The 21768-nt window shown below is 70.9% G+C and carries 22 protein-coding genes and 1 riboswitch; of the genes, 10 read left to right on the forward strand and 12 right to left on the reverse strand.

Translation table 11 applies throughout. From position 1 onward, the window contains the following. Positions 1-81: 81 nt before the first annotated feature. The 3 genes from ACFWW9_RS29300 to ACFWW9_RS29310 are packed head-to-tail and all read right to left on the reverse strand — an operon-like array spanning position 82 to position 1526. A complete protein-coding gene (locus ACFWW9_RS29300; RefSeq protein ID WP_390384525.1) occupies positions 82-492 on the reverse strand; it encodes a hypothetical protein in 411 nt (136 codons plus the stop codon). After that, positions 489-1004 (reverse strand): signal peptidase II, encoded by a 516-nt coding sequence (gene lspA / locus ACFWW9_RS29305; RefSeq protein WP_390384527.1) that lies wholly within the window; start codon positions 1002-1004, stop codon positions 489-491. The genes ACFWW9_RS29300 and lspA overlap by 4 nt, the downstream gene beginning before the upstream one ends. Positions 1005-1025: 21 nt before the next feature. Beyond that, positions 1026-1526: an O-acetyl-ADP-ribose deacetylase gene (locus tag ACFWW9_RS29310; protein ID WP_390384529.1), complete on the reverse strand. Its 501-nt coding sequence runs from the start codon at positions 1524-1526 to the stop codon at positions 1026-1028. A gap of 65 nt (positions 1527-1591) precedes the next feature. On the opposite strand from ACFWW9_RS29310, the gene ACFWW9_RS29315 reads away from it, so the two are divergent. Further along, a complete protein-coding gene (locus ACFWW9_RS29315; RefSeq protein WP_390384531.1) occupies positions 1592-2068 on the forward strand; it encodes a DUF1992 domain-containing protein in 477 nt (158 codons plus the stop codon). Here ACFWW9_RS29315 and ACFWW9_RS29320 read toward each other — a convergent pair whose 3' ends face one another. The 3 genes from ACFWW9_RS29320 to ACFWW9_RS29330 all read right to left on the reverse strand — a co-directional run bounded on the left by ACFWW9_RS29320 (position 2069) and on the right by ACFWW9_RS29330 (position 6560). Then, positions 2069-3220, reverse strand: a complete 1152-nt coding sequence (locus ACFWW9_RS29320; RefSeq protein WP_390384533.1) for a PLP-dependent aminotransferase family protein — start codon at positions 3218-3220, stop codon at positions 2069-2071. Between the two features lie 148 nt (positions 3221-3368). Next, entirely contained in the window at positions 3369-4124 is a 756-nt protein-coding gene (locus ACFWW9_RS29325) for a VOC family protein (protein ID WP_390384537.1), read from the reverse strand. 117 nt (positions 4125-4241) lie between these two features. After that, the gene (locus tag ACFWW9_RS29330; RefSeq protein ID WP_390384539.1) at positions 4242-6560 is read right to left on the reverse strand and encodes a glycoside hydrolase family 3 N-terminal domain-containing protein; all 2319 of its coding nucleotides are present in this window, start codon (positions 6558-6560) and stop codon (positions 4242-4244) included. A 253-nt stretch (positions 6561-6813) separates the two neighbouring features. Between ACFWW9_RS29330 and ACFWW9_RS29335 the strand changes: the two genes are divergently transcribed. From ACFWW9_RS29335 to ACFWW9_RS29365, 7 genes are all read left to right on the forward strand, one after another. After that, positions 6814-8049 (forward strand): extracellular solute-binding protein, encoded by a 1236-nt coding sequence (locus ACFWW9_RS29335; protein WP_390384541.1) that lies wholly within the window; start codon positions 6814-6816, stop codon positions 8047-8049. A 2-nt stretch (positions 8050-8051) separates the two neighbouring features. Further along, positions 8052-8918 (forward strand): carbohydrate ABC transporter permease, encoded by an 867-nt coding sequence (locus tag ACFWW9_RS29340; protein WP_390384543.1) that lies wholly within the window; start codon positions 8052-8054, stop codon positions 8916-8918. After that, complete coding sequence (locus ACFWW9_RS29345) at positions 8915-9727, forward strand: carbohydrate ABC transporter permease (protein ID WP_390384545.1); 813 nt, start codon at positions 8915-8917, stop codon at positions 9725-9727. The genes ACFWW9_RS29340 and ACFWW9_RS29345 overlap by 4 nt, the downstream gene beginning before the upstream one ends. 46 nt (positions 9728-9773) lie before the next feature. Next, positions 9774-10820: a LacI family DNA-binding transcriptional regulator gene (locus tag ACFWW9_RS29350; RefSeq protein WP_390384547.1), complete on the forward strand. Its 1047-nt coding sequence runs from the start codon at positions 9774-9776 to the stop codon at positions 10818-10820. Between the two features lie 60 nt (positions 10821-10880). After that, the gene (locus ACFWW9_RS29355; RefSeq protein WP_390384549.1) at positions 10881-11753 is read left to right on the forward strand and encodes an NmrA family NAD(P)-binding protein; all 873 of its coding nucleotides are present in this window, start codon (positions 10881-10883) and stop codon (positions 11751-11753) included. 73 nt (positions 11754-11826) lie between these two features. Next, positions 11827-12537 carry a DUF899 domain-containing protein gene (locus tag ACFWW9_RS29360; protein WP_390384551.1) on the forward strand — a complete coding sequence of 237 codons (711 nt, stop codon included), beginning with the start codon at positions 11827-11829 and terminating at the stop codon, positions 12535-12537. A gap of 99 nt (positions 12538-12636) precedes the next feature. Continuing rightward, a complete protein-coding gene (locus ACFWW9_RS29365; RefSeq protein ID WP_390384553.1) occupies positions 12637-13677 on the forward strand; it encodes a hypothetical protein in 1041 nt (346 codons plus the stop codon). Between the two features lie 9 nt (positions 13678-13686). Here the strand turns inward: ACFWW9_RS29365 and ACFWW9_RS29370 are convergent, their stop codons facing one another. After that, positions 13687-14148 (reverse strand): NUDIX domain-containing protein, encoded by a 462-nt coding sequence (locus ACFWW9_RS29370; protein ID WP_390384555.1) that lies wholly within the window; start codon positions 14146-14148, stop codon positions 13687-13689. 62 nt (positions 14149-14210) lie between these two features. Continuing rightward, a riboswitch (S-adenosyl-L-homocysteine riboswitch) is annotated at positions 14211-14287 on the forward strand. 16 nt (positions 14288-14303) lie between these two features. On the opposite strand from ACFWW9_RS29370, the gene ahcY reads away from it, so the two are divergent. Further along, positions 14304-15764 (forward strand): adenosylhomocysteinase, encoded by a 1461-nt coding sequence (ahcY, locus tag ACFWW9_RS29375; RefSeq protein ID WP_390384557.1) that lies wholly within the window; start codon positions 14304-14306, stop codon positions 15762-15764. On the opposite strand, the gene ACFWW9_RS29380 is transcribed toward ahcY, so the two are convergent. The 5 genes from ACFWW9_RS29380 to ACFWW9_RS29400 all read right to left on the reverse strand — a co-directional run bounded on the left by ACFWW9_RS29380 (position 15761) and on the right by ACFWW9_RS29400 (position 20546). Further along, a complete protein-coding gene (locus ACFWW9_RS29380; protein ID WP_390384559.1) occupies positions 15761-16780 on the reverse strand; it encodes a DNA polymerase IV in 1020 nt (339 codons plus the stop codon). The genes ahcY and ACFWW9_RS29380 overlap by 4 nt on opposite strands. 44 nt (positions 16781-16824) lie before the next feature. Beyond that, entirely contained in the window at positions 16825-17316 is a 492-nt protein-coding gene (locus tag ACFWW9_RS29385) for an SRPBCC domain-containing protein (protein ID WP_390384561.1), read from the reverse strand. Beyond that, positions 17234-17632 carry an ArsR/SmtB family transcription factor gene (locus tag ACFWW9_RS29390; protein ID WP_390384563.1) on the reverse strand — a complete coding sequence of 133 codons (399 nt, stop codon included), beginning with the start codon at positions 17630-17632 and terminating at the stop codon, positions 17234-17236. Before ACFWW9_RS29390 ends, ACFWW9_RS29385 begins: the two co-directional genes overlap by 83 nt. An 81-nt stretch (positions 17633-17713) precedes the next feature. Further along, positions 17714-18895, reverse strand: coding sequence for an endonuclease (locus tag ACFWW9_RS29395; protein ID WP_390384565.1), 1182 nt, complete (start codon positions 18893-18895; stop codon positions 17714-17716). Positions 18896-19046: 151 nt separating this feature from the next. Next, on the reverse strand, positions 19047-20546 hold the full coding sequence (locus ACFWW9_RS29400; RefSeq protein WP_390384567.1) for a glycosyltransferase family 39 protein: 1500 nt from the start codon (positions 20544-20546) through the stop codon (positions 19047-19049). A 238-nt stretch (positions 20547-20784) separates the two neighbouring features. Here ACFWW9_RS29400 and ACFWW9_RS29405 point away from each other — a divergent pair, with 238 nt between their 5' ends. Then, positions 20785-21282, forward strand: coding sequence for a DUF309 domain-containing protein (locus tag ACFWW9_RS29405; RefSeq protein ID WP_390384612.1), 498 nt, complete (start codon positions 20785-20787; stop codon positions 21280-21282). Positions 21283-21768 lie beyond the last annotated feature (486 nt).

The raw sequence follows: 21768 nt of genomic DNA on the forward strand, positions 1-21768 counted from the left end.
TAAGAGACTGGCGTAAGATGTTTATAAGAGACAGAGGCCGCACCGAGGCGGGGCGCCCCTGCGGGGAGCCCCGCGTCGGGGTCACGCGCCGAAGGGCTTGGCCGGACGGGCGAAGACGTCCTCCGGCAGGGAGCAGCCGTAGTCCTGGAGGGTGCAGGGAACGTCGACCTTGATCTCGCTGATCGTCCCCGCGGGCGACAGGCCGTCGGGCCGGTCGAGCACGCGTTCGCCGGGGACCCGCATCGGCGGGTGGAGCGGTTCGTCGGCCACCAGGCGGCCGTCCCGTTCGATGATGGCGTACGCGGCGTCGTGGACGTTCGCGACGAACGCCTCGACTTCGGTGGTCTCCGGGTTGAGGTCGAGGTAGGCCTGCCTCGCCGTGGCCAGGAACTTCTCCGGGTCGGTGATCACCACGTCGTGGCGGGTGCGGACGCTGATGATCATGCCCGCCACCGGCACGGGCGCGGCCTGCTCCTCGTCGGGTTCGGTCACTTCTCGCTGGTGGCGCGGTCGGCCAGGAACGTGATGATGACGAACAGGACCGCGCCGCAGAAGAGGGCGATGTCGGCCACGTTGCCGACGAACCAGCCGTTGTAGTCGATGAAGTCGACGACGTGGCCCTGGGCGAAGCTCGGGGCGCGGAACAGGCGGTCGAGCAGGTGGGTGAACGCGCCGCCGAGCAGCAGGGACAGGGCGATGGCGCGGGGCTTGGTCTGGGGTTGGGTGGCCAGGCGGGCGAGGACCACGACGGCCACGGCGGCGAGGATCGTGAAGATCCAGGTGGAGCCGCTGCCGATGGAGAAGGCCGCGCCGGGGTTGTAGAGCAGGCGCAGTTGCAGGAACTCGCCGAGCACGGGGATGGGCGCCCTGCCGGGGAGGGCGGATTCGGCCCAGTACTTCGTGGCCTGGTCCACCACGAGGATGAGGGCGGCCACGACCAGCACGACCGCCAGTCGACGCTGCTCGGTGGGGGCGGGGGTGTCCGTGGCTGGGGTGTCCGTCACCCGAAGAGGGTAACCGCCGGGTCAGGCGGGCAGTCGGGCGAGCAGCAGTGCGCGCGCGTCGGCGTCGAACGCGACCAGGCGGACCGTCTCGACCGCCGACTCGGTGGCGGTGATCGTCTCGACGGCGATGCGCGCCGCCAGGTCCGGCGGGAAGCCGTAGACGCCGGTGGCGATGGCGGGGAACGCGACCGTGCGCGCGCCGAGCCCGTCGGCCACCTCCAGGCAGCGGCGGTAGCAGGACGCCAGCACCTCGGCCTCGCCGTCGTCACCGCCCTCCCACACCGGCCCGACGGTGTGGATCACGTGCCGGACCGGGGCGAGGTCGAACGCCGGGGTCGCCATCGCGTCGCCGGGATCGCACGGGCCGATCGCCGCCCCCGCCTCGGCGAGCCGCGGCCCCGCCGCGCGGTGCACCGCGCCGTCCACTCCCCCGCCGCCCATCAGCGACTCGTTGGCCGCCGTCACGATCGCGTCGACGTGTTCGCGGGTGATGTCGCCGAGCACTACCTCGATCCGGGTCATGCCCCGATCCTCCCGGACAGGCGCACATGCCCCCCTCCGGTTTCGCGGCGGGCACAATCGGAAGGGTGACGGAGCGAAAACCCGCCGAGGTCAACTTCGAGTCGTGGATCGACCGGCAGATCCGCGAAGCCGCCGACCGGGGCGAGTTCGACAACCTCCCCGGCGCGGGCAAGCCGCTGCCGGGCGCGGGCGGCCAGGTCGAGGAGCAGTGGTGGTTGAAGGACTACCTGCGCCGCGAAGGCCTGCCGTCCGACGTGCTGCTGCCCACGCCCTTGCTGTTGCGCAAGGAGGTGGACGCGCTGCCCGAGACCGTGCGCGGCCTGCGGACGGAGGCCGAGGTCCGGGAACTGGCCGCCGACCTGAACCAGCGGATCGTCGAGTGGCTGCGGTTCGGTGACGGGCCGCGGGTGCCGCTGCGCCCGGTCAACGCGGACCAGGTCGTCGAGCAGTGGCGCGCGCGGACCCGCCCACCGGTCCGGGCCGTGCCCGACCCGGTGCCACCACCTCCGAAGACCCGCTGGTGGCACCGCTTCCGGCGCTGATCAGCCGCGCAGCACGGGCGCGAGCCGCGCCAAGCCGGTGGTGATCACCTCCGGGGTATTGGTGGTGAACGACAACCGGAGCGTGGCGTGGTCCGGCGTGGTCGCGTGGAAGGCCGCACCGGGGACGTACGCGACGTCGTGGGCCAGCGCGTCGGACAACAGGACGGCCGTGTCGACACCGCCGGGCAGCGTGACCCACACGAACATGCCGCCGTCCGGGTCGGTCCAGGTGGCGCCGGGCGGGGTCGTCGACGGCAGCGCCGCGATCATCGCGTCCCGCCGGGCGCGGTAGGCGGTGCGGAGCGACTCGACGTGGGCGTCGAGGTCGGTGGCCGCGAGGTAGATCGCGGCGGCGGCCTGGTCGATGGTCGACGTGTGCAGGTCCGCCGCCTGCTTGACGATCACCAGCGTGCGCAGCAGCGCCGCCGGAGCCCGGAGCCAGCCGAGCCGCAGGCCGGGAGCGCCGATCTTGGAGAAGCTGCCGAGGTGGATCACGTGGTCCGGCGCGCCGATCGCCAACGCGGGGATCGGGGAGCCTCGGTAGCGGAGTTCGCCGTACGGGTCGTCCTCGACGACCCACAGGTCGTGGGCGGTGGCGAGCGCGGCGATGGCGGCCCGGCGCTCCGCGGGCAGCGTGCGGCCGGTGGGGTTGGCGAAGGTCGGGACGAGGTAGAGCAGCGTCGGGCGTTCGGTCCGGACGACCTCCTCCAGGGCCTCCGGGATCATCCCGTGCTCGTCGCCCGCGACCGGCACGACCCGCGCGCCCGCCATGCGGAAGCACTGGAGGGCGGCCAGGTAGGTGGGTTCCTCGACCGCGACGACCGCGCCGGGCCCCAGCAACGCCGTCACGACCAGCGTGAGGGCCTGCTGCGAGCCGGTGGTGATCAACAGGTCGGCCGCCGTCGTCGGCAGTCCGCGGCCGGTCATCCGGGCGGCGACCAGCGCGCGCAGCTCGGGGTTGCCCTCGGTCGGGGCGTACTGGAGGTTGCGGCGGCCCACGGGTTCGCACAACGCCTGGTGGAACGCGGCCCGCAGCCCGTCGAGGTCGAACAGCTCGGGGGCGGGGAGGCCTCCGGCGAAGGAGATGACCTCCGGGCGGTCGATCAGGGCCAGGAGGTCGCGGACGGGTGAGCTGGAGACGCGCTCGATCATGGGGAACTCCTCGAATCCACGGTGGGTCCGCGCGTTCGGGGCGGTGGTACCGGAGGAACGCGCTCAGGTGGGCTGCACTGGTCGAGGAGCCGTCGCCAGGTTACCGGCCAGCGCCGGCGTGACCACCGGGTTTCCCGTCTGGTGGACCTCAGACCCGGGTGATCACCGAGAACTCCGTCCCGAACGGGTCCGTGACGGTCGCGATGCGGCCGTAGACCATGTCGCTCGCCTCCCCCGCCTTCCCGCCCGCGGCCACGACACGGGCCATGGCGGCGTCGGTGTCCGCCACCTCGAACGTCGTGGCCCAGCGGGAGCGGACCGCCTCCGGCGAGCCGAGGATCCCGGCCACCTCGTAGCCGTCCGGCCGCCGGAGGAAGGTGAAGTCGAAGTCGGGCACGTCCTCGTTGCGGTCGAGGCCGAACCCGAACACCGCCGCGTAGAACGCCCTGGCCGGTTCCGCGGTCGGGGTGACGAGGTCGTTGCGCACCAACGAGTTCGGCTCGTTCACGACCTCGCACCCGATGTGGTCGCGGGCCTGCCACAGCCCGAACGGCGCGCCCACCGGATCGACGACGAGCGCCGTCCGCCCCTGCGTCATCACGTCCATCGGCTCCACGGCCACCGAACCGCCCGCAGCCCGCACGGCCGCGGCCGCCGCGTCGCAGTCGTCCACCGCGAGGTGGACGTTCCACCAGAACTCCGACTCGCCCTCGTTCGGCGCGATCGCCGCGACCCGCCGCCCGTCGAGCAGCGCGGTCGTGTAGTGGCCGGTCTCGGCGGGCCCGGTGTCGAACTCCCACCCGAACACCGCCCCGTAGAACGACTTCGCCCGGTCCAGGTCGGGTATGCCCAGGTCGATCCAGGTGGGCGTGCCGTGCGGCTGCGCGGACGTCACGAAGCTCATGGTGGTCCTCCAGTCCGAGGTCTCGACGTCCTCCGGACCCTAGCCGGCACCACCGACAATTCCCGGAACCCCGGCGCACGGGCCGGGCGACCACGCTGTCGCCGACGCCGCGCGCGGCTAGCCGAGTGCCACCGGGGTGGTGAGGACGCGGTCGTGGCCGACCTCGCGGGGCGCTCCGACGACGCTGAAGTCGCCGCTCAGCCGGATGTCCTCGCTGGACGCGCCGACGAGCACCTCGATCACGCCGGGCTCGACGATCCGCCGTCCCGCGATGCCCGTGAACGACGTGCGGTCCGCGTGCAGGCGGAACGTGACGCGGACGGCGTCGCCGGGCTCCAGTTCCAGGCGGGTGAAGCCCGCGAGCTGGCGCACCGGCCGGGCCACGGACGCGACCGGGTCGTGCAGGTAGAGCTGCACGACCTCGACGCCCGTGCGGGTCCCGGTGTTCTCGACGACGCAGGAGACCTCCACCTCCCCGTCGGTCGGGATGGTGTCGCGGGAGACCCGCAGGTCCCGGTAGCCGAACGTCGTGTACGACAGGCCGTGGCCGAACGGGAAGCGCGGGGTCGGCTCGGCCGAGCTGAACTCGGTGGGGCCCGCGAGCTTGGCGTGCAGGTAGCTCGAGGGCTGGCCGCCGGGGGTGTTCGGGACCTGGACGGGCAGCTTGCCGGACGGGTTGACCCGGCCGCTGAGCACGCCCGCGATGGCCGCCGCGCCCTCCTCGCCGGGGAAGAACGTCTGCACGGTCGCGACCGCGCCGCGGTAGTCGCCGAGCGCGTACGGCCGTCCGGCGACGAGCACCAGCACCACGGGCACGTCGGTTTCGAGCAAGGCCGCCAGCAGGTCGGCCTGCACGCCGGGGAGTGCCAGGTCATCGGCGTCGCAGCCCTCGCCGGACGTGCCGCGGCCGAGCAGCCCGGAGCGGTCGCCCAGCACGGCGACGCACACGTCGGCGTCACGGGCGACCCGGATGGCCTCGGCCAGCCCGCTCAGGTCGTCGTCGTCCACCGCGCAGCCCTGCGCGTACTCGACCTCGGTCTCGGGGAACTCGGCGCGGATGCCCTCCAGGACGGTCGCGATGTCGACGCCGAGCGGCACGTCGGGGTACTGCGGGCCGACGTGGCTGGGGAACGCGTAGCAGCCGAGCATCGTGAGCGCGTTGTCCGCGCACGGACCGACCACCGCGATGCGGCTCGGGGACCGCAGCGGCAGGGCGTCCTGCTCGTTGTCCAGCAGCACCACGGACCGCTCGGCGATCGTGCGGGCCAGCGCGCGCAGCGCGGGCGGGTCCAGGTCGATCGTCTCGGGGACGGGCGCGGGCGCCCAGTCGGCGTCGAGCAGGCCGAGTTCGCCCTTCTGCCGCAGCACGCGGGTCACGGCGCGGTCGACGACCTCCTCCGACAGCTCGCCCGAGCGCACGAGGTCGACCATCGGGGCGCCGTAGCAGCGGACGGTCGGCAGCTCCACGTCCACGCCCGCGGCGAGCGCGAGCGCGCCCGCGTGGCCCGGCGAGGAGGCGACGCCGTGCGTGGTCTCCAGGAACGAGACGCCGAAGTAGTCCGACACGACCACGCCGTCGAAGCCCCACGTCTCCCGCAGCAGCTCGGTGAGCAGCACGGGGTTCGCGGCGGGCGGCACGCCGTCGACGTCGGCGTAGGAGTGCATCACCGAGCGCGCGCCGCCGAGCCGCAGCGCCATCTCGAACGGCGGCAGCACCACGTCGGCGAACTCGCGCGGGCCCATCGACACCGGGGCGTGGTTGCGGCCGGATCGTGAGGCCGAGTAGCCCGCGAAGTGCTTGAGGGTCGCCACGATCCCGCTCGACTCCAGGCCGCGGGTGTAGGCGGCGCCGAGGAGCCCGACCAGGTACGGGTCCTCGCCGATGGTCTCCTCGGTGCGGCCCCAGCGCGCGTCGCGGCTGACGTCGACCACGGGCGAGAGGCCCTGGTGCACGTCCACGTCCCGCATCTGCCGCCCGATGCCCGCGGCCATGGCCTCGATCGTGTCCGGGTCGAACGTCGCGCCCCACGCCAGCGGGGTCGGGAACACCGTGGCCTGCCAGGCGGTGAACCCGGACAGGCACTCCTCGTGCGACATCGCGGGGATGCCGAGCCTGCTGCCCTCGACCAGCTTGCGCTGGGTCTCGGCGAGCGCCCTTGCGCCGACCACCGGGTCGACCGGGCTCGTGCCGAAGACGCGGGTGAGCTGCCCGAGGCCCGGCTTGGTCAGCTCGGACCACTCCGGCAGCTCCTCGGCGAACTCGTTCTGCGCGGGGGCGACCTCGGCGTCGCCGGGCGACACGCCCACCCAGACCCCGACCAGCTGGGCGAGCTTCTCCTCGACCGTCATGTCGGCGAGCAGCAGTGCGACCCGCTCGTCGAGCGGGCGCCGCGGATCGGCCCACGCCGCTCCGGTGGTACGGGAATCTCCAGGCACTCCGGCGCTCCTCTTCAACGCAAGTTCCTCAACAGTCGCCGATACTATCGGAAACACTTCGAAACACAATGAGCAGCTAGAACGGCACAAATTGGCCACAAAAGTGACCCTTGACACCCTAATTGACCCGGCCCTACTGTCTGCGCAAGTCGAACAGGTTTCGAAATGTTTCGATACTCGGCACCGTGGCAGAGAGGAAGGCGGTCACATGTCCCGCCGGTCTAGAACGCAGGCCCTGATCACCCTGGTAGCGATGGTCGCAGCGGTAGCCGCGTGCGGCACCTCGGGCCCGACGGCGGGGAGCGGCGGTGGTGGCCCCTTCAAGGTGTGGGCGCTGCAGGACAAAGCGCTGAACCCGGTCGAGAAGTCCTCCGCCGAGGGCGCGGGCGGCACGCTGGAGACCTTCGGCAACGACCCGTACAAGCAGAAGCTGCGGGTCGCGATCGGATCGCCCAACGCGCCGGACGTCTTCTTCAACTGGGGCGGCGGCAACCTCAAGGAGTACGTCGACGCCGACAAGGTCGTCGACCTCACCCCGGTGCTGGACGAGAACAAGGCGCTCAAGGACGCCTTCCTCCCCAGCGTCCTGGACGGCGCGAAGATCGACGGCAAGTACTACGGCCTCCCCATGCGCGGCATGCAGCCCGTCATCCTGTTCTACAACAAGGACGTCTTCACCGCGGCCGGTGCGACGCCTCCGTCCACCTGGGACGACCTGCTGGCGCTCGTGGACAAGTTCAAGGGCGCGGGCGTGCAGCCGATCGCGCTGGCGGGCACGCAGGCGTGGACCGAGCTGATGTGGATCGAGTACCTGCTCGACCGGCAGGGCGGCTCGGACGTCTTCAAGAACATCAGGGACAAGGGCCCGGCGGGCTGGAAGGACCCGGCGGTCCTCCAGGCGGCGACCAAGGTCAAGGAGCTCGTCGACCGCGGCGCCTTCGGCACGAACTACGCTTCCGTCGGCTACGACGCGGGCGGCGCGTCCACCATCTTCTCCCAGGGCAAGGCGGCGATGCACCTGATGGGGTCGTGGGAGTACACGAACCAGCTCCAGGAGAGCCCGGACTTCGTCAAGAACGGCAAGCTCGGCTGGGTGGCGTTCCCGACGCTGCCGGGCGGCAAGGGCGACGCGGGCACCGTCGTGGGCAACGTGAGCAACTTCTACTCCATCACGAAGTCCTCGAAGTCGATCGACGCGGCCAAGAAGTTCGTCTCGACCGCGCTGAACGACGAGAAGTACGTGCAGTCGCTGATCGACGCCGGTGACGTGCCCGCGGTGGCGGGCGCGAAGGAGAAGCTGGCCAAGGCGGCGAACTCCGAGTACACGACGTGGATCTACGACCAGGTCGAGAAGGCCAAGACGTTCCAGCTGTCGTGGGACCAGGACCTGACCGCGGACCAGGCGACCAAGATGCTGACCCAGCTGCAGGAGCTGTTCCTGGGCAAGCAGACGCCGCAGGGCTTCGTCGACGCGCTGGCGGCGGGCTGACCATGCGCCAACGACCGTCCTTCTGGTACGCCGCACCCGCTTTCGCGTTCTTCACCCTGTTCGCCGCGCTGCCCATGGTCCTCGTCGTGGTTCTCAGCTTCACGTCCTGGGACGGACTGGGCACACCGCAACCGAACGGGGTGGACAACTGGGCCCGGCTCGCCGAGGACGGTCAGGCGCGCGACGCGGTGGGCCGCACCGCGATCCTGATGGTGGTCTCGTGGCTGGCCCAGACGCCGATCGCACTGCTGATCGGCGTCTGGGCCGCGGGCCGCCAGCGCACCCGCGCGGTGCTCAGCTCCCTCTTCTTCCTCCCGCTGCTGCTGTCCACGGCGGCCATCGCGCTGCTGTGGAAGGCGGTGCTCGACCCGAACTTCGGCGTGCCGCAGGTGTTGGGGGCGCTGAAGGACGTCCAGTTCCTCGGCAACCCGAACATCGTGCTCTACACGGTGGCGTTCGTGATCACCTGGCAGTACGTCCCGTTCCACACGCTGCTCTACCAGGGCGCGGCGCGGGCGATCCCCAAGACGCTGTACGAGGCGGCGACGATCGACGGCGCGGGCCGGGTGCGGCAGTTCTTCCACATCACCCTGCCGCAGCTGCGCTACACGATCATCACGTCGTCGATCCTGATGATCGTCGGGTCGCTGACCACGTTCGACACCGTCCTGATCCTCACCAACGGCGGACCGGGCACCGCGTCCCGGATCGCGCCGCTGCACATGTACATCACCGGCTTCAGCGGGTTCGAGATGGGCTACGCCAGCACCATGGCCGTGCTGCTCGTCGTCGTCGGGACCGGGTTGTCGCTGCTCGTGATGCGGGTGACCGGGTACCGGTCCATGACCAGTCAGCAGGAGGGCGCGTGAAGCGCAACTGGCCCGCGGGGGTCTCGGCGCTGGTGTGGCTGGTCGTGGTCATGGGACCGCTGTACTACATGGTCACGGTCAGCCTGAGCCGCCGGTCCGACTACCTGAGCGACAACCCGCTCCAACCGCCGAAGAACCCGACCCTGGACAACTACCGGACCGTCCTGAACGGCGGGTTCGGCGGGTACCTGGTCAACAACATCGTCGTCACGGTGGCCACGGTCGCCATCGTGGTGCTGCTGGGCGTCCCCGCGGCGTACGCGGTCGCCCGCAGCCACAGCAGGCTCGTGCAGCGCGGGTTCACCCTGCTGCTCGCCGGGCTGGCGATCCCCGCGCAGGCCACGATCATCCCGGTGTACCTGCTGATCACCAGGCTGAACCTGTACGACAGCCTCACCGCGATCATCCTGCCCACGGCGGCGTTCGCGCTGCCGGTGGCGACGCTGGTGCTGACCAACAGCCTCCGCGACGTGCCGCGCGAGCTGTACGAGGCGCAGACGATCGACGGCGCGAGCGCGTTCGGCGCCCTGCGGTACCTGGTGCTGCCGATGGCCAAGCCCGCGATCGTCACGGTCATCGTGTACACCGCGCTCAACGCGTGGAACGGGTTCCTGTTCCCGCTCGTGCTGACGCAGTCGGAGTCGAGCCGGGTGCTCACGCTGGGGCTGTGGACCTTCCAGGACCAGTTCGGCACCGACGTGCCCGCGCTGCTCGCCGCGGTTACCCTGTCGGTGCTGCCGATCTTCGCCGTGTACCTGATCGGGAGGCGTTACCTGCTCAGCGGCCTGACCGCCGGATTCGGCAAATAAGTGCCGATAGTTTCGAACTGGCGTCCCGCTACCGTAGACTGCGCGCATGCCAGCGAAAGCCCAGCCCTCCGCATCCGGCGGACCCGAGTCGGGAAAGATCACCATTGCCGACATCGCGACCGAGGCCGGCGTGTCGGTCCCGACAGTTTCGAAGGTGATGAACGGGCGGACCGACGTGGCCGCCCACACCAGGGAACGGGTCGAGGCGATCATCCGGCGGCACGGCTACCAACGCCGGGGCGACGACCGCTCGCGCAGGTCCACTCTAGTGGAACTGATGTTCCACGAGTTGGAGAGCGCCTGGGCGCTGGAAATCATCCGGGGCGCGGAGCAGGTCGCCCGCGAGCACGGGCTGGCCGTGGTCATGTCCGAGTCGCAGGGCAGGCTCACGCCCGGCCACGGCTGGCTGGAGAGCGTGATCGCCCGCAGGCCGCTGGGCGTGATCGCGGTGTTCTCCGACCTCAGCGCGACGCAGCTGGCGAAGCTGCGCGCCCGTGACATCCCGGTCGTCGTGGTCGACCCGGTCGGCGAGCCCGGCCCCGAGACCCCGTCGATCGGCGCGACCAACTGGAACGGCGGCCTCACCGCGACCCGCCACCTGCTGGAACTGGGGCACACCCGGATCGGCATGATCGGCGGCCCGGAGCGGGTGCTGTGCAGCCGGGCCAGGGTGGACGGCTACCGCGCGGCTCTGGAGACTGCGGGCCTGACCGTGGACCCGGACCTGGTGCGCAACGGCGACTTCCACGTGGATTCGGGGTTCAAGCAGGCGACCGTGCTGCTGTCCCGCCCGGACCGCCCCACCGCGATCTTCGCGGGCAGCGACCTCCAGGCGCTCGGCGTGTACGAGGCCGCGCGCGCGGCCGGTCTGCGGGTGCCGCAGGACCTGAGCGTCGTCGGCTTCGACGACCTGCCGCTGGCCGAGTGGGTCGGTCCGCCGCTCACGACCGTGCGGCAGCCGTTGCAGGACATGGCCGCGGCGGGCACGCGGCTCGCGATCACGTTGGCGCGCGGGGAGAAGCCCGAGCACCGGCGGATCGAACTGGCGACGACGCTGGTCGTCCGGCAGAGCACCGCGCCCCCGCTGCCGTGACCCCTGTTTCGTCCCGTGCCGGATAGTGTGGGACGAAACAGTCCGGCTCTGGAGGTAGTTTTGGGCGAGACCGTCGTGGTGGTCGGGGCGACCGGCAAGCAGGGCGGTGCGACGGCCGCCCACCTCCTGGCCGCCGGGTGGCACGTTCGGGCCCTGACCAGGACGACTACGTCCGCCGCCGCCCAGGCGTTGGCCGCGGCGGGGGCCGAGGTGGTCTTCGCCGACATGGACGACCCGTTCACGCTGGCGCAGGCCATGAAGGGCGCGCACGGCGTGTTCAGCGTGCAGCCCGCGCCGCACGACCCCGGCGCGCCGCTGGGCTACGACGTCGAGACCGAGGTCCGGTGGGGGCGCGCGGTCGCCGACGCGGCGGCTTCGGCGGGTGTGGCGCACTTCGTCTACGCCTCCCTCGTGGAAGCCGCGGAACGCACGGGCGTGGCGTCGTTCGACAGCAAGTGGGAGGTCGAACGGCACCTCTCGTCGCTGGACCTGCCCACGACCGTGCTGCGCCCGGCGACGTTCATGGACGGCCTGGTCGTGTCGAAGGACGTGCTGGACGGCTCGTTCGCGCACCTGCTCGACCCGGACACGAAGTACCAGCTCATCGGCGTGGACGACATCGGCGCGTTCGCCGCTCTCGTGTTCGCCGACCCGGCGGCCTACGCGGGCCGCTCCCTGACGATCGCGGGCGACGAGCGCACCCCGCGCGAACTGGCGACGGTCCTCGGCCGCGCGCTCGGCCACCCCGTGGCCTACCACCAGATCCCGCTCGCCCTGATCCGCCAGCACGACCCGGCGCTCGCCGAGGTGTTCGCCGCGCCCTCCCCCGGTGAACGGGCGGACGTCCCGGCGCTGCGGGCGTTGCACCCTGGCCTGATGACGTTCGAGCAGTGGCTGTCCCGACACGGCCGGGCGCGACTCGCGGAGCTGTGACGGGTCGGCTTCGGCCGAACCGATGATTGTCCCCCCGTCCGGAGGTCTACCCCTGTGACGAGAGGAGCTTCCCATGAGCTTGCCCGAGGTCGTTTCGCGCGACGAGTGGCTGGTCGCCCGCAAGGCGCTGCTGGCCAAGGAGAAAGCACTGACGCGGGCCCGCGACGCCCTGAACACCGAGCGCCGCGAGCTGCCGATGGTGCGGATCGACAAGGACTACGTGTTCGACGGCCCGGCCGGGAAGGCGCGGCTGCTCGACCTGTTCGAGGGCCGCAGCCAGCTGGTACTGGGCCACTTCATGTTCGACCCGAGCTGGGACGCGGGCTGCTCGTCGTGCAGCGCGGGCGCGGACGAGGTGTCGGACGGCCTGATCAGGCACCTCAACACGCGCGACACGTCACTCGCCTTCGTGTCCCGAGCGCCACTGGCGAAGATCGAGGCGTACAAGGCGACGAAGGGGTGGACGTTCCCCTGGTACTCGTCGCACGGCAGCGACTTCAACTACGACTTCCACGCCACCCTCGACCCCTCGGTGACCCCGGCCGAGTACAACTACAGCCCGGTCGAGAACGCGGAACCCGGCGAGGCACCAGGTCAGAGCATCTTCCTCCGGGACGGCGACGAGGTGTTCCACACGTACTCGTCGTACGCGCGTGGGGCGGAGGCGACGGGCGGCTCGTACTACTACCTCGACCTCACGCCGTTGGGACGGCAGGAGGACTGGGAACTCCCCAAGGACCGCACCGCCACCGCCCGGACGGCGACGCCGAACTTCGAAAGCTGACTGTCCGGAACACGATCCGACGAACGTTTCCACTCGTCCGGGTGACTCTCCTCGTTCGCCGCTTCCAGAACACTCGGAAGCGGCGAAGGGGGTTCCGGCATGGCGGGCGAACCGGTGATCGCGGTGCAGAGCAAGGTGGGCGAGCTCGAAGCCCTGCTGCACGCGCAAGACGACGTGCAGCCGATGGTGGACCTGCTGGACAAGCCGCCCCGGTCGAAGGACCAGGTGCTGGCCAAGGTCGTCGACGCGGCCGTGCACCTGGCGGAACGCGGCCGCCCGCTGTGGGTGGACATCCACCGGCTGACAGCGGCGAGCGCACTGGGCACGACCCCCGGCGGCGCGTTCGAGCAGTTGGAGGAGAGGGTCGAGGCGAGGTTCGGGCTGATTCCGCCCCCTGGTCCCGCGCTCGTTCCGGTCGTGTCGGAGGACTCCTCCGCCGAGGTACTCGGCAAGGTGGCCAGGCTGCGGCAGCACGAGGACCGGCCCGTGGTGGTGCGGGTGCGCGACGTGACCCTGCCGATCGCCGAACTGGCGAACCGGATGGCGCGCGTGGCCGACCTGACCGGTGCGAACGACCTGCACGTCGTCCTCGACGTCGGGTACTTCGAGGCGGTGACACCACTGCTGCTGAAGAGCGTCGTGGACACCGCCCGATCCCTCGACCGGTGGACCTCGGTCACCCTGCTGGCCGGGTCGGTGCCGACCAACTCGCGGACCGGGTACGCCACCGTGACCGAGGTCCGGCACGAGCTCGGACTGTGGCGCGAGGTGAACCGCTTGGTCGCCGCACCGGTGCGGTACGGCGACTACGGGGTGGTGCACCCCGTGCCCGCTCGGCAGGGTCCCGATTCGAACGCCCGGCAGCCCAACCCCTACCTGCACTACACGATCGAGGGTGGGCGGATCGTGCTTCGCCGCCAGGTGAACCGGTCGTCGAGCGGGGCGTTCGCCGAGGGTTTCGCCGACTTGGCGGGCGAACTCGTGCGGTCGCCCGACTTCGCCGGTCACGACTACTCGTGGGGGGACGAGCAACTGGAGATGTGCGGACGCGGCACGGACAAGGCCGGGACCTCGTCGAGGTGGATCGCCATGGCCACCTCGCACCACATCCGCCACGTCACCCTCGAGACGGCGGCCTGACCTCGGCCTTCACGGCAACTCGAGCAGGCGGTCCAGCAGGGCCGCCTGGGCTTTCACGATCTTGGTTCGGGCGTCCTCCACGGTGAACCACGCGACCCGGTCGACCTCCGGGAACTCCTTCACCTGCCCCGATTTCGGCGGCCACTCCAGTTCGAACGTGCCCGGCACGACGTCGGCCGGGTCGAGGTCGGCGTGCAGGGCCCAGGCCGTGATGACCTTGCCGCCGGACTGCTTGACCTCGCCCAACTCCACCAGGTCGCCGTCCGGGACGGGGAGGCCGAGTTCCTCCTGGAACTCGCGGCGGGCCGCGGCCTCGGGGGTTTCGTCGTCGAGGTACTCGCCCTTCGGGACGGACCACGCGTGGTCGTCCTTCTTCGCCCAGAAGGGCCCTCCCATGTGACCCAGGAGGACCTCGGTGGTCTCGTCGGTCCGGCGGTACAACAGGATTCCCGCACTGCGCTTGCCCGGCATGCACCCGATTGTGCCAACCCGGTCACGTTGACAACGCGCGGGCCGCGTTGCCATGCTGGAAAGGAGTCGAGAGGCGCTGCGACGGGCACGGCCCGCCACGCTCGGCTCGCGACTCCAACCCCAAGGGCGCCTCCTGACACAGGAGGTAGTGGGTTTTGAGTTCCAAGCTGCAGAAGGTCAACGGGATCGAGTTCGCGGTCGCGGACCTGTCGCTGGCGGAGTCCGGCAGGCACCAGATGCGCCTCGCCGAGCAGGAAATGCCTGGTCTGATGGCCACTCGCCGCGAGTTCGCCGAGTCGCAGCCGTTGAAGGGCGCACGGGTCGCCGGCTCGCTGCACATGACCGTGCAGACCGCCGTGCTGATCGAGACGCTGGTGGCGCTGGGCGCGGACGTGCGCTGGGTGTCGTGCAACGTGTTCTCCACGCAGGACGAGGCCGCGGCGGCCGTCGTGGTGGGCCCGAACGGGACTCCCGAGGAGCCGACCGGCACGCCGGTGTTCGCCTGGAAGGGTGAAACCCTCGAGGACTACTGGTGGTGCACCGACCAGCTGTTCCAGTTCGCCGACGGCCTCGGCCCGAACATGATCGTCGACGACGGTGGCGACGCCACGATGCTGGTGCACAAGGGCGTCGAGTTCGAGGCGGCGGGCGCCGTCCCCGCGCCGACCGACGACGACGCGGACGAGTACCGGATCGTGCTGGCCACGCTCGCGCGGTCGCTGACCGAGGACGTGGGCCGCTTCACCCGCATCGCCGCGGCGATCAAGGGCGTGACCGAGGAGACCACGAACGGCGTCAAGCGGCTCTACAAGCTGGCCGCCGACGGCACGCTGCTGTTCCCGGCGATCAACGTCAACGACTCCGTCACGAAGTCCAAGTTCGACAACAAGTACGGCATCCGGCACTCCCTTGTGGACGGTCTGAACCGCGGCACCGACGTGATGATCGCGGGCAAGCTCGCGGTGATCTGCGGCTACGGCGACGTCGGCAAGGGCGCGGCGGAATCCCTGCGCGGCCAGGGCGCGCGGGTCGTCGTCACCGAGATCGACCCGATCTGCGCGCTCCAGGCGTCGATGGAGGGCCTGGACGTCGTGGCGCTGGAGGACGTCGTGCACCGCGGCGACATCTTCATCACCACGACCGGCAACCTGGACATCATCATGGCCGCGGACATGGCCAAGATGAAGCACAACGCCATCGTCGGCAACGTCGGCCACTTCGACAACGAGATCGACATGGCGGGCCTGGCGAAGGTCCCCGGCATCCGGAAGATCGAGATCAAGCCGCAGGTCCACGAGTGGGCGTTCCCCGACGGCCACTCGGTCATCGTGCTGTCCGAGGGCCGCCTGCTGAACCTGGGCAACGCCACCGGCCACCCGAGCTTCGTCATGTCGAACTCGTTCACGAACCAGACGATGGCGCAGATCGAGCTGTTCACGAAGGAGGGCGAGTACGACCGCCAGGTCTACGTGCTCCCCAAGCACCTGGACGAGAAGGTCGCCCGCCTGCACCTGGACGCGCTGGGCGTGAAGCTGACGACCCTGACGCAGAAGCAGGCGGACTACATCGGCGTCACCGTCGAGGGCCCGTTCAAGTCGGACCAGTACCGCTACTAGAACTCCGCGCGCACGCCCAGCAGCCGCACCGGCCTGGTGAACTCGAACAGGTCCGCCACGGCCAGCGCGGCGCTTTCGAGGGCGTGCGCGTCCACGGTCGGGGTCGGCAGCGTCGCGCTGCGGGTGGCGGTGAAGAACGGTGCGAACCGGACCTTCACCGCCACCCGCAGCACCGGACGTCCTTCCGCCGCGACGTCTTCCGCCACCCTCGCCGCGAGCGCCACGACCTCGCGGTCGATGTCCGCGCGGTCGGTCAGGTCCTGCTGGAACGTGGTCTCGCGGCTGCGCGACTTCGCCACGTGCGGGGTCGCCGTGACCGCGGTGTCGGCCGCGCCGAGCGCGAGCCGCCGGTAGTGCGGCCCCATGGCGGGCCCGAACCGCGCGGCCAGCTCCGTGTCGTCGGCTGCGGCGAGCTGCCGCACGGTCTCGACGCCCAGCTCCGCGAGCCGGGCCGTCACGCGGGCCCCGATCCCCCACAGCGCGTCGACCCGCCGGTCGGCCATCACCTCGACCCAGTTGTCCTTGGTGAGCAGGAAGACCCCCGCCGGTTTGCCGAACCTGGTGGCCAGCTTGGCGCGCAACCGGTTGTCCCCGACACCGACCGAGCACTCCAGCCCGGTCGCGGCCCGCACGGCGTCCCGGACCTCCTCCGCGAGCGCGAGCGGGTCGTCGGTCTCCGCGCCGAGGAACCCCTCGTCCCACCCGAGCACCTCGACCACCACGGGGAACTCCCGCAGCACCGCGAACACCTCGGCGGACGCGGCCTCGTAGGCGGGCGGGTCGGTCGGCAGGAACACCGCGTCCGGACACCGCTTCCTGGCCAACCGCAACGGCATTCCCGAGCGGACCCCGAACTCCCGCGCGGCGTACGACGCCGTGGCGACGACCGCCCGCTCCCCCGGATCACCCCGCCCACCGACCACGACGGGCAGCCCCCGCAACTCCGGCCTGCGCACCACCTCGACCGCGGCGATGAACTCGTCGAGGTCGACGTGCAACACCCAGTGCGCGGGCATGTCGGCCAGTATGCGGTCACCACCCCGACCGCACCCGGCGACGACTACGGCGCGGTGGCCCCGGCCAGGGACTTGCCGGTCTCCAGCAGGGTCTTGATGTCGCTGACGATGTACGCCCAGCCGCCGCCGGCACCGGGGATGTCGCCCGCGACCTGGGCCGCGGCGATCGGGGCGCCGGTGAGTTCGTGGGTCACGGTGAGTCGGACCGAGCCGTACTCCTCCACGATCTCCCACGTCAGCTTGGTGTAGCCCTCCGCGGCCGATTCCGGTGAGAAGTTCGCCCGCCACGTCTGCACCAGCTTGTGCGGCGGGTCCGATTCCAGGACCTCGTCGTCGATGATCACGTCCGGGGCGCCGTGCTCCTTCATCGCGTCGCTGGCGGTGACGCGGTACTCGCCGCCGGGGCGCAGGTCGTAGTGGCCGGGGCACTCGTAGCCGTACCTGCCGTTCCAGTCAGTGCTCGTGATCGCGTCCCACACCGCCTGCGGGGTCGCCTTGATCCACACCCTGTTCACCTGCACGGTGCTCGCGGTCATGTCGGGCCTCCAGCTCGGTCTTGAGGTCGGCGAGCGCCGAGACGCGGCGCTCGGTGTACTTGTCGATCCACCGGTCGTGGATCAGCCGGATCGGGACCGCGTTGAGGTGGTGCAGCTTCTCCCGGCCCGACTTGCGGGTCACGACGAGCCCGGCGTCCTCCAGCACCCTGAGGTGCTTCATCACGCCGAAGCGGGTCATCTCCACCTCCGCCTCCAACTCCGTGAGCGTGCGGCCGTCGCGCGCGAAGAGCAGGTCGAGGAGGAAGCGGCGGGTCGGGTCGGCGAGCGCCTTGAACACGCGGTCGTCGTCGGTCACGACGGAAGAATAGGTGACCGTATGGTCACATGTAAAGGCCGGAAGAAGGGGCCGTCCTCGTGGACGGCCCCTTCGGTCCGGTCAGCCCCAGATCGACGTGACCCACTCCGGGTGGTCGATGAACGGGTTGCGGTTGTGCTGGTAGGTGTCGTAGATGACCTGGTTGCGGCGCTTCTCGAACGCGCTCGGCGGGTCCTGGAGGTTCCACTGCCTCAGCACCGACAGCTTGCCGATGTACGGGTTGGTGCCGTTGCTGGTGCTGTCGTTGACCTCGAGGTCCGGGTACCCGTCGTTGCCCTCGTAGCGGATGGCCATGTAGAAGATCATCCGGGCCACGTCGCCCTTATCGGCGTTGCGCGGCTCCCACGAGTCGGAGTCGGTGTAGTTGCCCGGCGCCTCCGTCGACTGGGTGCCGCCGAGGTCGAAGTCCTTGTTGCCGCGGTCGGAGTTCACCGTCACGTCGGTCGGCCGCAGGTGGTGGATGTCCGTGCCGGGGCCGGTCGCGGTGCCGAAGTCGCCGTGCGACTTGGCCCAGACGTGCTCGCGGTTCCAGTCGTCGGGGTTGCCGCCGTTGAGGCTCTTGGCCCGTGACGTGCCGGAGTACAGCAGGATCACGTTGTTGGAGTTGTTCGGGTCCTGGTCGGTGAGCTTGAGCGCGTCCCAGACCTGGTCGTAGGTGAGCTTCGTGTTCGTGCGGATGATCTGGTTCAACGACGTGCGCAGCGCCGTGCCGGACTTGCCGATCGCGGGCAGGTAGTACGTGCGGTCGTAGTCGCCGGGGGTGCCCGTCGGCGGGGTCGTGGTCGTGGTGGTCGTCGGCGGGGTCGTGCCGCCGCCGCCCGCGAGCGCGAACGCCGTCGTCGAGGTGAGGCCGGCGTGCGAGAAGTACGCGCCGAGCTTGCCGGTGACGTCGAGCTGCTTGCCCATCAGGCCGGGGTTCGTCTGGAGACCGTACGCACTCCGGAACGACGAGGTGATCTGGACGTAGACCATCTTCGACGTGGAGGTCTCGCTCGCCGAGTCGGCGAGGGCCAGGGCGAAGTCGGACGGGAAGTTCGAGCGGGTCACGGTGGAGGTCGCGGTGGGCTGGCCGACGACGTAGCCGCGGACGGTCGCGGACGCCCCCGTCTGCTGGCCGATGGCCTGGGCGACGGTGAGCGGCGTGGCGGCCGTGGCGGGCGCTGCCTGGACCGCGACGGCGACGACCGCCGCCACGACCAGCAGGCCCACCGCGTTCCACCCGGTGGCACGGGATTTCAGCACTGGCGTGTCCTCTCCCGAGGGCGTGCGCCTCCCGTGGGCAGGGATCCACGGGCTAACGCAGTGTGATTAAAGATCACACGATGGGATGAGACTGCCACGAGAATTGCCACCGGTGGATGAACGATACGGAGCAATCCGGTGTCGGAGTGGCTCAGTCCAGGTGGCGGATACCGGGCCACATCGCGGCCCAGGACTCGCTCACGCCGGTGCACACCCAGACGCGACCGCCCTGTTCCTTGTTGCGCACGCCCTGGGCGTTGCCGGTGGTGGCCACCTGGCGCACTCCGCCCCGGCAGGCCCTGGTCGCCCACGCGGGCGGGTCGGTCTTCTTCCCCGAGCCCACGATCACCACCGTGGTCGCCGTCTCCGGCGGCGGACCCCAGGCGCCGTACCCGCGGTAGCCGCTGTAGACAGAAGGCAGTCGACCGTCGGCGCCATACCGTTCGAGCGCGGCGGCCTCGCCGAAGTTCTCGGTGAGCACGATCGCGTGCTCGCGTTGACCAGCGGGCAAGTCCCGGTAGACCCCGGCGACGGTGTCGGTCAGCTCCGGCCAGCCGAACTGCTCCGCGGTGAGGCCGTTGAGCTGGACCACCGGGATCGTCGACAGCTTGTCCAAGGGCACGAGCGGCATCGCCAGCGGCGCGATGAACACCGTCGACGCTCCCAGCAGGACACCGACCGTGACCCGGCGTCCACGGGCGCCGCGGTCGAGCCAGCCGTCGACCGCCAGACCACCCGCGGCCAGCAGCGCGGGGTAGGCGCCGAACAGGTAGAGCGCCGATCCGCCCGCGGCGATGAACGCCCCGGCCAGCACCAGGTAGGCGACGCCGAGGAAGCGGAACTCGGGCGTGCGCAGGAGCCGGACCAGGCCCGCGACCCACAGCGGGACGAGGAACGGGCTGACGTAGACCAGTTGGAACGGGATGAACGACAGCCGCGCGGTCATGCCGCCGCGTTCGCTCAGCAGTTGCGCCATCTCCAGCTGCGGCCACCCGTTCTGGGCCTGCCACCAGAGGTTCGGCGCCCACAGCGCGAGCGCCAGCAGCACACCACCGAGGAACCACGGGCTGCGCAGCAGACCGCGCGGCCCGACCGCCGCGAGCCCGATCACCAGCGCCACCGCGACCGCGGCGATCTGGTACTTGTTCAGCATTCCCAGGCCGAGCACACCGCCCGCGGCCAGCAGCAGCCGCGCGTCCCCGGTCCGCAGCACCCGGACCACCAGCCACACCAGCGCGGCGGACAGGCAGATGTCGATCGTCGTGGTGTGCAGCATGTGCCCCGGCACGAGCACCAGCCCGGACACCGCCGCGCTCGCCGCCGCGAGCAGCTGCGCGCGGGGCCGTCCGCCCATCTCGCGGGCGATCAGCGACACGAACAGCACCGTCAACCCGGCGGCGAGCGCGGCCGGGATCCTCAGCGCCACCAGGGAATCCGGGGCGATCAGGTCCATCACGCGCGCCACGAACGGCGTCAGCGGCGGCTGGTCCGGGTACCCCCACGCCAGGTGGCGGCCCGCGGCCAGGAAGTACAGCTCGTCGCCGTGGTAGCCGTAGCCGCCCGCGACCGCCGTCAGGACGACGGCGACCAGCCCCGCCACCCCGTACGACAGCCGCGACCGCGCCGGGGCTTCCACCACCGTGCTCGTCATCGTTCTCCCCCTCGTTGTGCGTCACCGGAAACCTAGGAGCGGCGGACGGCGCGCACGATGGGGCCGACACCCGTGCCGGGGTAGGGCCAGCCCCCGAAGAGGTGGGAGGATCGCGGACGTGGATGCGGAGCGAGGGGACCCGGCCTGCTGGTTGGACGCCGTCTGCCCGGAGTGCGGCAGGATCCGGGAACGCGAGACGACGGGCCCGTGCGAGCACTGCGGCGAACCGGGCCCGCTGATCGCCGCCCCCGCGACCCCACCGGTCCGCGACCGCGACCCCGAGGGCAGAGCCCGCAACGCCCGCCCCCGCGACGGCCTCGGCCGCCCGCTCCCCTACGGCGTGCCGGGCGTGGAACGCCAACCGGAGGGCGTCCCGCGCACCCCCGCCGAATCGCTGGTGGAGGCCCAACGCCTCCTCGACGCCGGAATGCCGTTCCACGCGCACGAGGTGCTGGAGGACGCGTGGAAGGCCGCCGACGGCCCGGAACGCGGCCTGTGGCGGGGAATGGCACAGCTGGCCGTGGGATTGACCCACGCGGCCCGCGGCAATTCCGCGGGCGGGGCCGCACTATTGCGGCGGGGCGCGGAGAACATCGCCGAGTACCGCACCACACCGCCGTACGACATCGACATAACAGGCCTGCACGAATGGGCCGAGTCGCTGGCAGCGGCATTGGCGGGCACCACGACGCCAATCGACTTGACCACGAACACTCCACGCCTGGTCACGGCCTAGAACCCCCGGAATTGTCGTACCCCGACGGTAGTCTTGAATTCGGGGGGACCCCCCGCACGCGCGCGAGGGATGGGCCCCCGGAATCGACGGTAGCGGAGGGGTACGACAAAAACGGGTGGCCGGACGGCGGGTATTCCAGGCGAAGTGGAACCGGGTTCGAGTGGTGGGTGCCGCGCGGTGAGGTGAAGGCCTGCGAGGCCGCGCGGGGGAAGAGGTCCATGCCGCCGGAACGGCTTGGACTGCTGGAGGACCCAGAGGCTGCGGAACGGCTTGGACCAGTGGGACACCGAGGCCAGGGAACGGCCGGGCTGTGGAGGCCTGGTGCGCCGGCCTGGGTGGCGAACCGGGTGGGCGGCGAGGGCCCACGTGGCGGAACCGGATGGGCGACGAGGGCCCACGTGGCGGAACCGGATGGGCGACGAGGGCCCACGTGGCGGAACCGGATGGGCGACGAGGGCCCACGTGGCGGAACCGGATGGGCGACGT

This window comes from Umezawaea sp. NPDC059074, assembly GCF_042738955.1.
In the GTDB taxonomy this organism is placed as follows: Bacteria; Actinomycetota; Actinomycetes; order Mycobacteriales; family Pseudonocardiaceae; genus Umezawaea.

Excerpts from the sequence above, each read along its gene's own strand:
- ACFWW9_RS29310 (WP_390384529.1), bottom strand. The coding sequence starts at position 1,526 with ATGACCCGGATCGAGGTAGTGCTCGGCGACATCACCCGCGAACACGTC.
- ACFWW9_RS29320 (WP_390384533.1), bottom strand. The coding sequence starts at position 3,220 with ATGATCGAGCGCGTCTCCAGCTCACCCGTCCGCGACCTCCTGGCCCTG.
- ACFWW9_RS29325 (WP_390384537.1), bottom strand. The coding sequence starts at position 4,124 with ATGAGCTTCGTGACGTCCGCGCAGCCGCACGGCACGCCCACCTGGATC.
- ACFWW9_RS29335 (WP_390384541.1), top strand. The coding sequence starts at position 6,814 with ATGGTCGCAGCGGTAGCCGCGTGCGGCACCTCGGGCCCGACGGCGGGG.
- ACFWW9_RS29340 (WP_390384543.1), top strand. The coding sequence starts at position 8,052 with ATGCGCCAACGACCGTCCTTCTGGTACGCCGCACCCGCTTTCGCGTTC.
- ACFWW9_RS29350 (WP_390384547.1), top strand. The coding sequence starts at position 9,774 with ATGCCAGCGAAAGCCCAGCCCTCCGCATCCGGCGGACCCGAGTCGGGA.
- ACFWW9_RS29360 (WP_390384551.1), top strand. The coding sequence starts at position 11,827 with ATGAGCTTGCCCGAGGTCGTTTCGCGCGACGAGTGGCTGGTCGCCCGC.
- ACFWW9_RS29365 (WP_390384553.1), top strand. The coding sequence starts at position 12,637 with ATGGCGGGCGAACCGGTGATCGCGGTGCAGAGCAAGGTGGGCGAGCTC.
- ACFWW9_RS29370 (WP_390384555.1), bottom strand. The coding sequence starts at position 14,148 with ATGCCGGGCAAGCGCAGTGCGGGAATCCTGTTGTACCGCCGGACCGAC.
- ACFWW9_RS29380 (WP_390384559.1), bottom strand. The coding sequence starts at position 16,780 with ATGCCCGCGCACTGGGTGTTGCACGTCGACCTCGACGAGTTCATCGCC.
- ACFWW9_RS29385 (WP_390384561.1), bottom strand. The coding sequence starts at position 17,316 with ATGACCGCGAGCACCGTGCAGGTGAACAGGGTGTGGATCAAGGCGACC.
- ACFWW9_RS29400 (WP_390384567.1), bottom strand. The coding sequence starts at position 20,546 with ATGACGAGCACGGTGGTGGAAGCCCCGGCGCGGTCGCGGCTGTCGTAC.